Here is a 15,613-nt window from a genome sequence, read left to right on the forward strand (position 1 = left end):
GCAAGGCGGGCCGACGTGTTCAGACTAGCCGGACCGGCCTCGCGTGAGCTTGGCGTCCTGCGCCGCCATCTGCGCCGCGAGGCTCTGCGCCTGCGCCCGGTTCATGCTCACGCCGGGGATCGGCCTGCGCCTCCCCCGCGCCTGGCCCTTCGGCGGGGCGTACAGCTTGGCCCTGTTCCGGGCCCGCTCCCCGTCGTCCTCCGCCGTGGAGTCGATGGCGGCCTCGGCCGCGCTGAGCATCCGGCTCAGCGTCCACTGCCTCGGGTCGATCCCCTGGAGCGCGAGGTGCCCGTCCCAGGAATCCCACGAGGCGGCGATGGAGGTACAGAGCCGTTCGACGACGTAGGAGGGCGGCCTCCTCCATAGATCTCGGCGACCCACTCCAGAAGCTCCATCAGGACGCGGGTCGGCAGCTGCATCGACTCGTCCTTGATGGAGACGGTGCCGGTGAGGCCGGCGGCGTGCGCCTCTGCCTCGTCCCCGCTGGTGAAGACGACCGGCTTCTTCCCTCGCTGCTGCACGACGTAGCGGAAGAACCGCTCTCGGGTCTCCTGTGTCATCAGCTTGCCGAGGAACGACCGGAGTTCGGTGACGATGCCCTTGAGCCTGCTGGCGTCGATCTGCGAGAGGTCGCCGGAGCCCGCCCCGAGCTCCCGCTGCTGCTCGATGAGCGCCGCGTATCCGTCGAGGAACTCGTCGCCCATGACCTCGGGGACGAACTTCAGCTCGACGTCGCCGACCTCGGCAACGTGCGGTTCGGTGTTCAGCGTGAATTGCTTGCGTGCCACGGGTGTGCCCTTGTCTCCCGCGCGATCGCCCGGCCCAGAACCAGCGGCGTACCGGGGGAGGATAGAGCACTCACACCGCAGCGATGCGGTTCTGACCATTAGTCCTCATGTGACGAGGACTCCTCATCACCCTCGCCCCGCCCGCCTCGCTGGCGTCCTCTGCCAACGAAGCGTGTGCTTCGCCCTTCGCCCTCGCGCGTGGAGGACTCATCGTCTTCCACCCTGCCGCCCCGCGGGTGCCTGCGAACGATTCCATAGGATCGCTCGTCCGCTGCTCTAGCGGCGCGTTCCCTCCCAGTGGCCCCTCTGCCCACTGCTTTGATCTCTCTGACGGTAGGTAGACCCGATTCTTCAGTTGACGTATCGAGTACATCCATAACGAATCGATTTCCATCAAGCAGGAATTCTACCTGTGCTGTAACCGGGCTTTCGCTCTCCTCAGCCCTCTCAAACAAGGACAGGAGACGATCCTCTGCGGAGATGAAATCTTCGTTCTCGTTTTCGGGATCAGTTTCCGATGGCCCAGCTTCGGATAGTTCAACTTCAGGCAATTCAGTTGAAGTCCGACTCTCCTTCTGACCCTCCCGGTATCCCATAAAGATCACCAGGCCAAACAGGACCACGCCGATAGCGATAAGAGCGAACATGACTGAGATGAACACAGGTCACCTGCCTGTGGCGAGCCATACGGAATATGAGCCGTACGCCATGAGGCAGAGGACAAGCAGCACAGTCCCCACCACATACTCTGCGGGAGGCGTGCTGTCTGCATACTTGGCCAGGCGTACGCTGTAGCCGAGACAAATAACGGCCCAGAAAACGCTTAGCATGAGGGCCATTTTCCGGGTACCGGGCCGCTTCACATCATCGCTGGCCACCAGGTCCGTGACGCCGCCAATCATGACCACGATGCCCGCAAGGAGAAATTCTACGCCACCGAAAACCTGTTCCGCCGACTTGTTCCCCTCGCCTGTTATGAGGGGCCAACACACAGCGATGAGGGAAAATGCCACGACGCCGACAGTGAAGAGGGCCACCCTCAACCCTTCGGGCTTTTCCAGGAAATTCATGGCTGCCCTCGATCCCACGGAAGCAGGCTCCCAAGCCACCGTATGTGAGGTTCGACTTGGACGCATCCGCACCAGGTTCGGTGAGCCCTTTCTAGCGGCCCAACCGCAGCGCCCCAGCGAGGAAGTTGTTGGGCCGGGTGCCAGGATGCCGTACGACGGACGCAAACACGGTCTGCCCGCCGACGTCGAAGCGGAGCGCCTTCGCGCGGCGGGGGCGGATGATGTGTGGGCGGGTTCCGTCGAGGACGTACCGCACGGCGGGGTGGTCGCACACGATGACGCCCTGGAGGCCGCTCGGCCCGCTCTCGACCTTCCAGCTGATGTAGCGGCCCATGCTGCCGGGCGCCTCGCGCTCGGCGATGTTCGCGACGCGCTCCGTACGTTCGCGGAGCTTCCGCTCGACCCGGCCGCCACGGATGCGGAGCAGTCGGCTGAGACGCCCCTGCTCGATCCGCACCTCAACGCTCATGACACCCCCTCGTCCGGGCAGCGGCACCCTGGCAGGGCCACGATGACACGCTGCTCCAGGCCGACGCACCCGCCTTCTGGCCCGATGGTCCGCTGCGCGCCGATGACGAACTTCCGGCCGCGCCTGCCCCCGCCCGTCTGCGGGAGGCAGCACAGCAGCGCGTTGTAGACCGTCACTTCGTCGATGTGCAGGATGCGGGAGGCTTGGGACAGTTCCTCGCACGAGGGAGGACAGCCGTCGTCGCTCACCGTCGGGGCGCAGCGCAGGAACGTGATGACCAGCTCCACGGCGGTGACCGGCGGCGGGGTGCAGCCGCGCGCCCCCTGAACGGTCTGATCCTGTGCGGGAAAGCTGGTCTGGCTCGACGGGTAGATACGGGCCACGTTCACGGTGAGCTGCCCGCCCGTCCCCTCGCTGGGACCGCACGGGTCGTCGCAGGAGTCCCACGCCGCCGTGCCGGGCACCACGCAGCCCCGGCACGGGCAGCCAGGCTGTCCCTCGACGGCTTCGGCGGTCGCGTCCAGGGCGGCGCACACGCAGCCGAGGACAGCCTCCGCCAGGTCGTGAACAGCGAGTGCGGTCAGGGCCATGTCGTCACCCGCGGTCGCTTGAAGTCGGGGCTGTAGACCCGGCTCGGGCTGGTCATCTGGTACGGGTTCACCGCAGCAAGCCACAGGTCCACGACCGGCAGACCGGTGCGGCCCTGGCTGAAGAGGACCGTCGGGTCGGTCATCTCCAGCTCCACACCCTGCCGCGTGACGCGGGACAGATTCCTGTTGGCCTTGCAGCCGCAGGAGCCCGGATTGCAGCCCTTGAGGAGGTGGCACGTCAGCTCGGAGACGGCCGCGATCGCCGCGTCATCGAGCGGGAGACCCCACCGGTAGGTGACGGTGAACGTGCCCGGCGCGCCGGAGGGTTCGGCCATGTCCTGGCAGGTCGGCCAGCAGCCACCGCTGACGCGCACGAGCTGGCCAGCCGCATCGACCCGGTACGCCTCGGGGACCAGGACCTCGCCGTCGACGTCAACCTCCACCACGTCGTAGACCGGGCCCGGGAGGTAGACCTCGCACAGCTCCCCGCACGAGCAGTCGCTCTTGCAGCCGCACGTCGACGCGTTGCGCCAGATGCCGTCAACGCCGATGTACGGAATCCACGGCCCGGTGCCCACACCGGCCTGGAACGACACCGGCGCGGAGTCCAGGCAGGACCGGCGGCACGGCCGTACGGTCACCGGGCACGGTCCCAACCGGCGCCCGGACAGCGCCCACAGAATCTGTGAGGAGACCCGCGTCCACCGCTCGACGTCTGCCGGGTCGTAGTCGTCGACGACACAGCACGGCTCGAACGGCCACGGGTCGCACGGACCCACCTGGAGCGGCATCAGCGCCTCGCCAGGGTCTCGTACGGCGACGCCTCGGGGAACGCGCGGCGCACGTACCGGCCGACGTGCCCGTTGGTGAAGGAGTCCGGCATCGTCGATACGAACGGGAGCCCCTCGTAGCCGCGCGGCGCACGGTGCAGCACCTTCACGTCCCGCATCTGCGTTCCGCCGATCCCGGCGAGGACCCCGTACGCGGTCCGCTTGTGCAGGACGTCGAGATGACGGCCGGCGTCCAGCGCGTGGAGCATGCCCGCCTTCTCCACCGGCAGCGGGACGTGCAGCTCGTAGGAGAGCGGGTTGTCGTGGCCGAGGCCCACCAGGAGGTCACGCGTCTCCCGCAGGCCCCGCATGTACTTCCCGTTGCCGCGCGTCGCGTAGTACGCCTCGACGTCCCGCACGGGCCCGCGGTGGAACACGGGGAACGGCCCTATCTGGGGGCGCATGACGAAGAAGTCGTCATTGCAGTACAGGAACGTGTCGGACACGTCGGGGTGTTCGCACACGGCCCTCATGGCGGCCGTCGTGTTCTTGTACTTGGTGCTGGTCTGCTGGGTGCGGAGGTGCCGCACGTTGACCGCCCAGGGCGGCCGGTAGCCGACGATCCACACCCGCCGGTGCGGCAGGTGCGCCGCCCACGACCGCAGCGCATATCTGAGCTGCTGGTTGGCGGCGCCCTCCCGCACCGGCACGACGATGTCAGGCAACTCGATCATCGCCGGCGCCTACGAGGCCGACGCGTCGCACAGGACCGGCGCGTACTCGCACGTCGGCTCCGGCGGGGCGACCGTGGTGACGAACGTCCGGCGGTGACAGGTCGAACCGAGCGGCGTCAGCATCGGGCCCCCGGTGCCTGCCGCGTCGATCGGCATGACGTCGTACGGGCCGGAGCCCCAGCCCCCGCCGGCTCGGGTCGCGCCGGTGAGGGTGAGGGACGCGGCCTCGCTGCCGACCTCCAGGTCACCGAGCATCCCGTTGGTGACCCACGGCATCAGGAAGTAGATCCAGGCGCCATCGCCCGAGCCGTCGGCCTCGCACACGTCGTCGCCGAGGACTTCCGCCCACAGCTCGATCGCGAAGCCGCTGTTGCACTGGATCGAGCAGTCGTCGTAGCCGATCGGCTGCCCGTCGAACCCGTAGACGACGGGGTTGCCGGTCGTGATCTCGATCAGTTCCGGCGAGACGGAGAAGAAGTTGAGTTCGAGGTCATAGCCCTTGAAACTGGGGCAACCCCTCTTAAACCCACAGATCTTGCCGTTCGCGGCCTTGTACTCGACGTCTTCGCCGTCGTCGACGTTCGCATTCATGCCCAACGTGGCAAAGCAATCGAAAACGAACGCGTTGTCGTCACCGCAGATGGGACGACCACAGCCGTCCACCCTCGTGACTCGGATGACGTCCGCATTCGCAATGAGGGGGCAGGACACTCGGGCCTCCAACACATGCGTTGGTCGGCCCGGCCCAAAACCAGCGGCAACGCCCCGAGTCTAGCCGCGCAGCCCCTCAGTCACACGGCTGTGGCCGTCGCGTGCACGGTCGCCCCGGGCGCTGCTCCACCGGCCGCGAGGACACCGATACCGAGCAGGGTCACGCTCGTGGACTGGAGGACGCTCACCGTCGTCGCCGCCGCGGTGTTTGCCACGACGCGGGCCGAACGGAACCCGGCCCCGGCCTGCACGGCCAGGCCCACAACTGGCGGCGCGGTGAACGCCCCGGCGGGCCAGTTGAAGACGACGGTCCCCGTGCCGTCCGTGGTGGCCGTCGCGCGCTCCTGGCGGGGCGACACGGGCCGGTAGCTGCCGCTGACGCTCATCGGGCACCTCTCGTGGTTTCGGCAAGCTCGTGGATCGAGTTGACCCACAGCTTCATCTCTGCGGACGTCTGGTCGGCGAGGAACGCGCTACGGGCGCGCGCCCTCGCGGAGGCCTCGGCGCGGCGGTCGCCGTCCTGGTACAGGCCCTTGATGGCCTTCGCCCAGGCACGGACGTCGGCCCGGTCGATGAAAGTCCCGGCGTCGCCGAGGGCCTCCTGCAGACCGGTGGTGGGGTGGGCGATGACGGGGATACCGGAGGCCAGAGCCTCCACGGCCGCCATGCCGTACGACTCGTACACGCTGGGCACCATCAGGACCCGGGTCTTCGCCCACACGTCGCCCCGCATGTCGGAGGTCTGGCGGATGACCGTCATGTTCCGCCTCACCGGGCGGGTGACCTGCGGGCCGTGCGCGCCCATCACACCGAGGAACGGCAGGGCCGGGAGCACGGCCGCAGCTCCGCGCCACGTCGCAACTCCCTTGTGCCGGCTGAGGTTCACGAGCGTGACGTGCGTGCCCTCCCGCGGGGCCCTGTGCTCCTCGGGGATCACCGGCGGGTGCACGACGAGCGACCGGATGCGGTCGGCCTCCACATACCGGGACGCCAGCGAGGCCCGGACCCACTCGGTGTTGTAGACGCACAGGTCCGGGCCGAACGCGTAGGCCCTGGCCGGGAGGTCGAAGTCGTTGTGGAACAGCAGCACCGACCGTGACCCGGTCTCCTTGGACAGGGCGATGGCACGCTCGGCGAAGTCGTGATGCGTGATCACGGCCTTCGGCCGCACGTGCCGGATCAGCGCCTCGGCGGCGCCCGGCTCCATCGACCGGTACGTGACGCCGTCCTCGCGCCAGGACGAGGGGGCTTCGGGCATGGCGGAGCACACCACGACGACGTTCAGGCCCTCCTCCGCGAGGGCCGCCATCATCGTGTGGAGCATCGTCTCCGAGCCCGCCCGCCGGTACGGAACCCCGAAGTGCACCCACGCCACGACGTCCGCCGACCCCAGCCGCAGGGTGCCCGTGGGGCGGGCGGGAACGCGGGCGCCGGCCGACCGGTGCAGTACCGCGCGGCGGCATGCGGCGTCGAACTGGCGGAGGTTGCCCTCGTAGTCCAAGCCCTCGGCGTGCACCCGGGCCCGGGTGGAGGCGGCGGCGTAGACGTCCGGATCGGAAAGCCGCCGGATCTCCCGGGCCCACGCGTCGGTGTCCCCCCTCGGTATGTACGTTGCCGCGTCGCCGAGCGCTTCCCGTATGCCGGGGAGCGGGGCCGCGAGCACCGGTATCCCGGAGAGCATCGCCTCCACCCCGGCCCGGCCGTAGGACTCCAGCTCCGACGGCATGAGCAGGATGCGGGTCCGCGCATAGACGTCGCGCGGATCGGCCCTCTCGGCCACCTGGACGTTCTGCGGCAGCGGGCCCGGCTCCTTGCCGGGAGTCGCAACCATCAGGAACCGGGTCTCGGGCAGCTGCTCGGCGATCCCGGCCAGGACGTCCGCGCCCTTGGCGGCCGTGGAGCCGTTGAGGGTGACCATGCCGCCGGGCGCCGTGCGGTAGCGCCTCGGGTCGATCGGCGGCGGCAGGACGAGGGACGGGCCCCGGTAGTCGGGATAGTGGTCCCGGCACGCCTGCGACGGGAACCAGGCAAGGTCAGGGCGCCCGAGGTCCCGCTGCGGGGGCATCCCGTGCACCATCAGCAGGTGCGCGATGCCCGACAGCTGCCGGATGATCTGCGCGGCCCGCCGGTCCCGGTAGTGGGAGATGACCAGCTGCGGCCTCGACTTCTGCACCGCGTACCGCCAGTTCGCCAGCGGCCACACCTTCACGACGTCCTCGGTACGGGCCCGCTCCGGCTCCCGGCTCGTCGTGACGACCTGCACCGCGTGCCCGGCCGCGACGAGCCCACGAACGTACTCGCGGGTCGTGACGAGGGCTCCTGTCGGCTCCGGCTGCCGGTAGGTCGGCAGGACTACCAGGATGCGCAGGGCACGCCCGCCCAGCTTCCTCGCCCGGCCTGTCCGGCCCTGGCCAACGGCAGGGGTCACCGTGGTCTCCGTTCTGATGGTGCGACGTGCTCTGTTCCTCATGCAGCCCCGCAGGCCGGCGGGGGCGGCTCCTAGCGGTCGCCTGTTCTCGGGTCCCGCTCATAGCCGGACAGGTCCCGGGCGACGGGCTCCGGGAGCCCTACCTGAATCAGGGCGTTATAGGCGTCCTGATGGCGCGCGGCGTCGGCCTGCCGGAGTTCATCGGCGTACGCGGTGACGCTCGCCTCGGCGTCCGCGATGGCGGCCTGGCCCTCCGCCGTGCTGAGTTCCTGGCCGCCCTCCGGGGTTCCGGCGCTGCCGGGGTCGGTCTCCGTGATCTCCATGACGCTGCCGGAGACCGTACGGACGTAGCGGGTGGTGTCTGGCACGAGGGTCCCTCCTCAGAGCACGAAGATCATGACGCGGATGAAGCTCTGGATTCGGTTGTACGTCGCTCCGCCGGCGCCCCAGCCCATGCCGAGGTCGACGGTGAACGTGATGCTCCCGCCGGGCGGGATGACCCTGTTGCCGGTGACCTTCGTGGTCTGGGTGTGCACGTCGAAGACGGTCGCGTTGCCGGTGTTCTGGGTGCGGTACATCTCGTCCTGGGCCACGAAGTACCCGGCCCGGCCACCGGGCGGGAGGACGAAATCGACGTCCCACTCCTGCTCGATGAGCACACGGGCCTCCCGGCACGGGTCCGGGTTCGTGATCGTGAGACTCCTGGTCGTCACCGTCGTGCCGTCGCCGTCCATCGTGGTCGGCACGAGCGGGTTCGCCGGGAACACCTCGTTCACGGAGGACTGCACGTAGTCGTAGACCGGGCGCGGCTCGGAGCGCAGCACACCGTCTGAGTCGCAGTACACACCCCCGGCCTGCGCGTCCAGGTCACACGGGTACGGCCAGGCGCCGACAGCCACCACGAGAGGGCTCGCGTCCGTGCCGCTACCGGTGAGCCCGCAGCCAGTCACGGGCGGCGTCGCACTGACCGTGTACGGGGAGGTCGTAGAGCCGTTGCCGTCCACGGTGACGCCCCCACCGGCCACGACGGTGCAGGTGCACCGCCGACTGTTGCCGCAGCAGTTACTCACGGCGTCCTCCATCTCATTTCTCGTCCGTCCCTCGCGCCGGGGCCGGCCATCATTTGGCCGGGTCAGTCGCCGTCCGTGTGCAGGGTCTCCGTCCAGTTCACGATGAAGTCCGAGCCGGCAGCGGCCCCGGTGAAGAGGAGCGAGCCGTCGAGCTGGGCGTGACTGTCGTTGGCGACACCCCAGGTGAGGACAGTCCCCGTCGGGACGTTGGTGTCGTCTTCCCACCCTGTGGGCGTCGGGTTCAGCCCGGCCGCCCGCACGCGTACGGGGCCGGTGATCACCCGCAGCGTCACCGTCTGTACGTTGAACAGCTCGTCGAAGTCCGGGGAGGACACTGCCCCGGTGTAGCGCTTGATACGGGGGCGGAGACGCTCTGTGGGCACGCGCTGAGCTCCCGGCACGATGTCCGCCGTGCACGTGACGAGCTGGTCCATCGGCGGGGCCGGGACGACGGCGCCGGACGCGTCGGTCCACCGCTCGCCGACCGAGCCGTCGCACTGAACCTCAACGATCCGCCGGTAGTACTGATCCGGGACCGTGACCGTGGTCGGGTCGAACGTCAGCGTGTCGCCGGTATCCACGTTGGTGGCGGTCAGGCGCCCGTACTGCGTGCCGGTCGGCGGCAGCGCCCGGCTTCGCACGTGGTAGGCGCACGTCTCCGACTGCGCCACCCGCCAGTTCCCGGCGAACGGGTCCCACGTGTTCAGCGTGGTGGCGAAGTCGTCGAGGAAGGGGATGGCGCAGGCGTCCCAGCCGTCGACGGTGGGCTCGGGCAGCACGTTGCGGCCGTTGATGAGCCAGGACGTGACCCGCACGTTCGGCTGGGCACAGATCCCGGCCGCCGTTCCGTTGATCTGGGAGACGCCACAGGGGGTGTCCCCGCTGTTGTCGTACGACACATACCGGTAGCCGGGGACCTTGAAGCATTCGATCGCGATGTCTGAGGGGCAGTCGACGGTGACCGCGCCCGCGGTTCCGCTCATTGAGGGGTGCTCCGTCTCGTCGTGGGTTCCGGCGCGCTCGCCTGGCTGCCGGGCGGGCGGTGGCTCATGTATGGGTGCCGGTCATCAGTTGCTGATCTTCTTGAATCGGAAGTTCGTGGCGGAGACGACCTCACCCGTGGTGGTGCCGCTGTCGACGTGCTTGAGGCCCTCGACTCGGATCGTTGTCGGGCCGGCCACCTGGTAGAGCGCCGACGCCGAGGCGTTGCCGTGGAGGGTGTGGGTGACGCCGACGGCGGGCGTCGCGGCGAAGAGGACGAGGGTCCGCGTGGTGAGCGGCACCACGGCGCCCGCGGTGACGTTGAACAGCCGGGCCTGGACGATTGCGTTGGAGACGCTGCCCTGCATGATCACGCCGCCCTGCACGTCGGCGTCCAGCTCGTAGACGCCGGCCTCCGGCAGCGTGAGCGTCGCGGGCACCGGGACCCACGTGTCGTAGGGGGAGCCTCCCAGGCCCACCACGCCGGACGTCTGCCCGGTGACCGGCTTGGGGCGGAGCTGACCGGACGTGCTCATGAGGTTCTCCAATCTCGTACGGGGGTCTGTGGCATCAGGAGTCCGCCAGGCGCCCGCTACCGGGCGCCTGGCGGACTGCCGTACGGCTACGGCTGCGCGGTCCAGAGAACCTGCCACGTCGCGGCGGCCGGATCGCCGTCGATGGTGATCGTTCCGGCGAGGGCAGAGTCCACCGTGTCCCCGTCGACGCCCCACGTGATGGAGGCGCCGGCCGGGACGGTGAGGGTGCCGTCAGCGGTCGTCACAGTGACGGTGCCGCTGTAGACGAGCAGGGTCACGGACTGCGTGCCCGCGTTGGCCGCGAGGTCCCAATCGGTGTTCTGCGTGCCGTGCGGGGTCACGGTCTTCTGCGGGGCGGTCACGGGGCACTGGCCGACGGTGCCGGCCGGGGTGTAGGCCGTCGTGCCGTCCAGGGCGGTGTCCGTGACGGTGACCGTGCCGTCCTCGGCGATGGCGAGGCGGCGCAGGAAGGGGGTGGAGGTGCCGTCGGCGGCGACGTCGCACAGCTCCAGCACCTCGTAATCGGTGACCTCGGCCGGGCACACGCCGACGGTGCCGGTCGGGGTGTAGGGCGTGGTGCCGTCGAGGGCGGTGTCGAGGACGGTCGAGATGCCGGTGCCGTCGACCGACACGCGGCGCAGGAATGGGGTGCTCGTGCCGTCGGCGGCGACGTCACAGAGGAGTTCGAACTCCCGATCCGGTGCGCTCGTCGAGATGGATCCACCGGTACCTGACATTGGGTTCTCCTAAGGATGGTTGGAACGGGGGCGGGCTGAGGGTCAGGCGACGCGCTCGTATCGGAGCGTGGTGCGGCCGGACACCGTGTCGCTTCCGATACCGGCCTGGATCGAGGCGCCTTGCAGGTTGATGCGAGACGCCTCAAGGCGGATGGATCGAGGTCCCGGCACGCTGTACTCGATCAGGACGGACGCCGCAGCGTTCCCGCCGAGGCTCGCGACGTCCGCCTGCGTCAGCCAGTACTGCTGGACGATGCACTCGCTGTCGGGGACGACAGCCCCGGCAGTGATGTCCCACAGCCGGGCTTGCAGCCAGACGTTGAAGTTGTTTCCGCTGGCTTGGAGGTTGCCGCGCACGGTGGTGTCGAGCTGGTAAGTCCCGGCACTCGGCAAGGTGAGCTGCAACCCGGTGTCGACCCACGCGCCGGATGCGGTGGGTTGCAGGTTCACGGACTGGGGAAGGACCGCGTAGCCGTGCTCGATAAGGCGGAGTGACGCGCTGGTTCCGGGCATGCTGGCGTGTCTCCTGGCGGTTAGGGGCGTTCGGTCCAGGACACGGCGACCACGTCCCCCGCGTTGGTGGTGACGGACAGCGGCCCGGCGAGCTCGTCGGAGCCGGCCGCGACGTCGGGCAGCGCCGACCAGGTCACGGACTCCCCGGCGAACATCGGGGAGACGCCGGAGGCGGTTGTCACCGTGGGGCCCGTCGCACCGGCGGCGATGACGGTCACGGTGACCGACTCGACCGTCCCGGCCGCCGTGGCGAACACGTCGAACGTGCCGGCCGTGTTGAGGACCTGGCGGTGGGTGCTGGCCGTCTGCGCGGTGACCGGCGGCGTGGTCGAGTCACCCGAGCAGACGCCGACGGTGCCCGTGGGCGTGTAGGCCGTGGCCCCGTCCAGCGCGAGGCTCGCCGTGCCGGACAGGCTGCCGTCCTGCGCGTGGGTGAAACGGCGCAGGAAGGGGGTCGAGGTGCCGTCCGCAGCGACATCGCACAGCAGGACGTACTCGACGTCGAAGATCGGGTCGATGGGGGTCCCGGGACCGCCGTTGCCGGTCAGGATCGGTCCGCAGCATCCGCTCATAGCGTGACTCCCGTCGTGAAAGTGATCGTGGTGATGCCGGTGCTCGCGGTGATGGTGAGCGGGCCGGTCAGACTCGCGTCCTCGTCCTTGTCGATCGCCCACGTCACGGACTCGCCCTGGAAAAGGGTTGAGGTGCCGTCCGCTGTGGTGATCTGGCCGGTGCCGGTGTGGGCGGTCGCGGTCACCGACCGGAGCGTCGGATGCGCGGAGGCATCCCACGTCCCACCGGTAACGAGCTGCACCCGGTGGGCCTGGACTCCCGTCGCGGGCTCCGCGCCGATATCGCCGGCGCCACAGTCGACCGGAGCAACCGGCGTGTACGGGGCGGCGAGGTCCGCCGTGTACGTGCCGAGGCTGGTGAGCGCGCCGTTGCAGTCGACGGCCAGCAGCTCGACATAGTCGACGTCGCCGACGCCGTCCCCGTCGGTGTCATCGCAGCGGCAGGCCTCGATGACGTTCTGCGCCAGGCACGGCTCCTCTGGGGAGCCTTGGCCGCCGGTCGCCTCGCACTGGCCCGGCTCGCCGGTGACGAAGTATGGCTGCCCGTCAAGGGTGGTGTCCGTGACCGTGGTGACTTCGCCGGTCTCGCAGTCCGTGACGACGTTGCGGAGGAACTGCGTCGCGCAACCGGTCTGGTCGTAGACCACCGTGGCGGCGAACTGGGACAGCTGCCATGAGGTGCGGCGCACCCCGGGGCAGATGCCGCCGCTGTCGTCGTAGGCGTCGAATGCCAGCGCGACGGCGATGTTCCCGGCGGCGAGGTCGACGGCCGGCACGTCGGCCTCAACCGTGAGCGTCCCGCTCCATCCTGCGGGGGTGTTCCTCGGGGCGAGGTCGAGGGCTATCCGGTCCGCTTCGCTGGTGCCGTTGTAGAGGCCGATGAACCCGGTGCTGGCACACCCGTCGTCCGGGCCGAGCTGGGCGGCGTCGACCTGCACCGACACGTGGGCGGTGCCGGCGTCGCAGACGGGGCGCGGCGCCTGGATGATCGCCGCGGCGGTGCGCACGGTGCCGGTCGTCCCGGGCTGCGGTCCGGCAGCGTCCGGGAGGGTGAGCGTGCCGCCGTCCCACAGCGTTTGCGCTCCGGTCGTGGCCACGCCCGTGGGGTACGGGTAGTACGACGCGGGCGCGGTGTCCGTGACGGTGGGGGCCGGTGTCCCATCGGTCGGCAGGTCACACAGGAGGAGAGTGCTGGTGTTGCGGCAAGGCTCCTCCGGGCAGCACTGCCCGCCGCCGGCGGCGGTGCACTGGCCGACTTCTCCGGTGACCGTGTACGGCTGCCCGTCGAGGGTGGTGTCCGTGACCGCAACGACCTCACCGGTGGCGCAGTCGGTGATGACGTTGCGGAGGAACTGCGTCTCACAGCCGGTGATGCCGTAGGCGTAGGAGGCGGTGAACTGGTCGGCAGTCCACGCGGTGCCGGTGTTGCCGCCGGTGCTGTCGAAGGTCTCCAGGTCGAGGACGGTGACGAGCTGCCCGGCGGCCAGAAGGTCGGCGGGCACGGTCGCGGTCACGGTCAAGGTCTGGGAGGCGCTGACCGGGGTGGCGGTGAGCATCGGGGACAGCGCCAGACGCGCTCCGGTGTCGGCGCGGTGCAGCCGTAGCGACCCGTTGTAGTTCGGCGCCCCGGGGCGCGGACCGTTGTTCGTGACGCGCACGGAGATGGTGACGGTCACCGTGCCGTCGTCGCAGGAGGGCCGGGGCACCTGCAAGGTGGCCGCTACGCCACGCAGCACCTGGAAGCCGTTGGGGTCGCACGTACCTGCGGCCGTGGTGTCCTGCGGAAATATCCGGCTGCCGCCGTCCCACAGCGCTTGGCCGCCACCGGCCAGCGGGCTGACGCACCGCACGGGGTCGGCGTCCCACGGGTACGGGACCGCGCTCGTGTCGGCGGCCGTCGGCGCGCCCTCAATGCCGTCGGTGGGCAGGTCGCACACCAGGAGTGTGGAGGTGTTGCGGCACGGCTCTGCGCACACTCCGACCGTCCCGGCGGGCGTGTACGGCTGCCCGTCAAGGGTGTAGTCGGTGTGCCCGGTGATCTGCCCGTTCTCGTCGCGCCGGTAGTCCCGGACGAACTCGGTGACGGTGCCGTCGGCGGCGATGTCGCAGAGGACTGTGAGGTCGAGGTCGGGCTGTTCGGTCCCGGTCGGGCAGTGGCGCAGCTCCCCTTGCAGCGTGTAGGTGGTGCCGGTGGCGGGGTCGACGAGGCGCACCGAGGCGAGGGAGCCGTCCGCGTTGTACTCGTACTCGACGAGGACCAGGCCGAGCACTTCGTCCGTGGCGGGGTCGACGTCGCAGAGGATGCCGGCGAGTTCGAACGCGCGGGAGTCCCCGCACGCCATGGCCCCGGCCGGAGGCGCACCCGTCGAGAACGTGCCGGTGGTGAGGTTGATCCAGCCGTCCTGTGTGACGAGGCCCGTGCAGTCGCGGGTGATGACCACGGCGATCGGCGTGCCGTCGGCGAGGCACAGGCCGACGGTGGCCGTCGGTGTCGTCGGCTCCTCGCACGGGCTGCCGTCACCCGCGCAGGCTCCGACGGTGCCCACCACTGTGTGCGGGGTGAGGCCGTCCAGCGCCAGGTCTTCCACGATGTGCTGCCCGGCACCGATGGTGATCCGGCGCAGGAACATGCCCGTGTCGTCGCACAGCTGGTACGTCGCGGTCTCGACGCACCCGTACTCGCAGTCGACCGGGGAGACGGGCGTGTAGGGCTCGGACGGGTCGCCCTGGTAGGTGAGGACGAGTTCGGTGGTGCCGTCCATACGGACGCACCACAGCTCGTTGTACGTGACGTCGGCGGCCCCGTCGCCGTCGGTGTCGTCGCACCGCTGCACACAGACCGTGTCGACGCACGTGGTGTCGCATGGGCCTGTGTCGGCCGGGGGCGTGCCGGGCGTGTAGGCGCCGGTGGTGAGGTCGACCCAGCCGTCCTGCGTGACGATGCCCGTGCAGTCGCGGGTGATGATGACCGCGATCGGTGTGCCGTCGGCGAGGCACAGGCCGACGGTGGCCGTCGGCGTGGTCGGCTCCTCGCACGGGCTGCCGTCACCCGCGCAGGCCCCAACGGTCCCGGAGACGGTGTGCGGGGTGAGGCCGTCCAGTGCCAGATCCTCGACGATGTGCTGCCCTGCGCCGATGGTGATGCGGCGCAGGAACGTCCCGGTGTCGTCGCACAGCATGTACGTCTGCGTCTCGACACAGCCGTACTCGCAGTCGACGGGCGAGACGGGCGTGTAGGGCTGCGACGGGTCGCCCTCGTAGGTGAGGACGAGTTCCGTCGTGCCGTCGAGGCGGACGCACCACAGCTCGTTGTACGTGGCGTTGGCGGCGCCGTCGCCGTCGGTGTCGTCGCAGCGCTGCACACAGATCGTGTCGACACAGCCGGTGTCGCACGGGCCGGCGTCGGCCGGTGCCGGGCCGGGGGTGAACGTGCCGGTCGCCGGGTCGATCCACCCGACAACTTCCGGGTCCTGCGCTGTCTCGCCGCACTCGACGCAGCCGGACCGTACGACGAGGAGGACCGTCGTCCCGTCGGCTCGGCACAGGGCGGTGGACGCGATCGACGGGGCGCAGCACGTCGTGACCTCAACCGGGGTCCCGGTGCCGCTGTCGGGCGCACACGGGATGGGCTCGACCGGCATGGC

The 15,613-nt window shown here is 69.8% G+C and carries 18 protein-coding genes; all 18 read right to left on the minus strand.

Annotation, left to right across the window (positions count from 1 at the left end; genetic code table 11):
• Positions 1-24: 24 nt before the first annotated feature.
• Positions 25-240: a hypothetical protein gene (locus tag OG272_RS15585; protein WP_405893681.1), complete on the minus strand. Its 216-nt coding sequence runs from the start codon at positions 238-240 to the stop codon at positions 25-27.
• A gap of 5 nt (positions 241-245) precedes the next feature.
• Complete coding sequence (locus tag OG272_RS15590) at positions 246-788, minus strand: hypothetical protein (protein ID WP_405893682.1); 543 nt, start codon at positions 786-788, stop codon at positions 246-248.
• A 665-nt stretch (positions 789-1,453) separates the two neighbouring features.
• Positions 1,454-1,858: a hypothetical protein gene (locus tag OG272_RS15595; RefSeq protein ID WP_405893683.1), complete on the minus strand. Its 405-nt coding sequence runs from the start codon at positions 1,856-1,858 to the stop codon at positions 1,454-1,456.
• Positions 1,859-1,949: 91 nt separating this feature from the next.
• Positions 1,950-2,327 carry a hypothetical protein gene (locus tag OG272_RS15600; protein ID WP_405893685.1) on the minus strand — a complete coding sequence of 126 codons (378 nt, stop codon included), beginning with the start codon at positions 2,325-2,327 and terminating at the stop codon, positions 1,950-1,952.
• Positions 2,324-2,917: a hypothetical protein gene (locus OG272_RS15605; RefSeq protein WP_405893687.1), complete on the minus strand. Its 594-nt coding sequence runs from the start codon at positions 2,915-2,917 to the stop codon at positions 2,324-2,326. Before OG272_RS15605 ends, OG272_RS15600 begins: the two co-directional genes overlap by 4 nt.
• Positions 2,908-3,708: a hypothetical protein gene (locus OG272_RS15610; RefSeq protein WP_405893688.1), complete on the minus strand. Its 801-nt coding sequence runs from the start codon at positions 3,706-3,708 to the stop codon at positions 2,908-2,910. The genes OG272_RS15605 and OG272_RS15610 overlap by 10 nt, the downstream gene beginning before the upstream one ends.
• Positions 3,708-4,421 (minus strand): hypothetical protein, encoded by a 714-nt coding sequence (locus tag OG272_RS15615; protein ID WP_405893689.1) that lies wholly within the window; start codon positions 4,419-4,421, stop codon positions 3,708-3,710. Before OG272_RS15615 ends, OG272_RS15610 begins: the two co-directional genes overlap by 1 nt.
• A 9-nt stretch (positions 4,422-4,430) precedes the next feature.
• Positions 4,431-5,012 carry a hypothetical protein gene (locus tag OG272_RS15620; RefSeq protein WP_405893691.1) on the minus strand — a complete coding sequence of 194 codons (582 nt, stop codon included), beginning with the start codon at positions 5,010-5,012 and terminating at the stop codon, positions 4,431-4,433.
• Positions 5,013-5,212: 200 nt separating this feature from the next.
• A complete protein-coding gene (locus tag OG272_RS15625; protein ID WP_405893693.1) occupies positions 5,213-5,518 on the minus strand; it encodes a hypothetical protein in 306 nt (101 codons plus the stop codon).
• Complete coding sequence (locus OG272_RS15630; protein ID WP_405893694.1) at positions 5,515-7,560, minus strand: glycosyltransferase family 4 protein; 2,046 nt, start codon at positions 7,558-7,560, stop codon at positions 5,515-5,517. Before OG272_RS15630 ends, OG272_RS15625 begins: the two co-directional genes overlap by 4 nt.
• A gap of 71 nt (positions 7,561-7,631) precedes the next feature.
• Positions 7,632-7,928: a hypothetical protein gene (locus tag OG272_RS15635; protein ID WP_405893696.1), complete on the minus strand. Its 297-nt coding sequence runs from the start codon at positions 7,926-7,928 to the stop codon at positions 7,632-7,634.
• Between the two features lie 12 nt (positions 7,929-7,940).
• The gene (locus OG272_RS15640) at positions 7,941-8,642 is read right to left on the minus strand and encodes a hypothetical protein (protein ID WP_405893698.1); all 702 of its coding nucleotides are present in this window, start codon (positions 8,640-8,642) and stop codon (positions 7,941-7,943) included.
• A gap of 50 nt (positions 8,643-8,692) precedes the next feature.
• The gene (locus tag OG272_RS15645) at positions 8,693-9,613 is read right to left on the minus strand and encodes a hypothetical protein (protein WP_405893700.1); all 921 of its coding nucleotides are present in this window, start codon (positions 9,611-9,613) and stop codon (positions 8,693-8,695) included.
• Positions 9,614-9,697: 84 nt separating this feature from the next.
• Complete coding sequence (locus OG272_RS15650) at positions 9,698-10,147, minus strand: hypothetical protein (RefSeq protein ID WP_405893702.1); 450 nt, start codon at positions 10,145-10,147, stop codon at positions 9,698-9,700.
• An 86-nt stretch (positions 10,148-10,233) separates the two neighbouring features.
• A complete protein-coding gene (locus tag OG272_RS15655) occupies positions 10,234-10,884 on the minus strand; it encodes a hypothetical protein (protein ID WP_405893703.1) in 651 nt (216 codons plus the stop codon).
• Positions 10,885-10,926: 42 nt separating this feature from the next.
• Positions 10,927-11,397: a hypothetical protein gene (locus OG272_RS15660; RefSeq protein WP_405893704.1), complete on the minus strand. Its 471-nt coding sequence runs from the start codon at positions 11,395-11,397 to the stop codon at positions 10,927-10,929.
• Between the two features lie 20 nt (positions 11,398-11,417).
• On the minus strand, positions 11,418-11,969 hold the full coding sequence (locus OG272_RS15665) for a hypothetical protein (protein WP_405893705.1): 552 nt from the start codon (positions 11,967-11,969) through the stop codon (positions 11,418-11,420).
• The gene (locus OG272_RS15670; protein WP_405893706.1) at positions 11,966-15,610 is read right to left on the minus strand and encodes a hypothetical protein; all 3,645 of its coding nucleotides are present in this window, start codon (positions 15,608-15,610) and stop codon (positions 11,966-11,968) included. The genes OG272_RS15665 and OG272_RS15670 overlap by 4 nt, the downstream gene beginning before the upstream one ends.
• Between the last annotated feature and the right edge of the window lie 3 nt (positions 15,611-15,613).

This window comes from Streptomyces sp. NBC_00104, from assembly GCF_045160825.1.
Classification (GTDB): Bacteria; Actinomycetota; Actinomycetes; order Streptomycetales; family Streptomycetaceae; genus Streptomyces.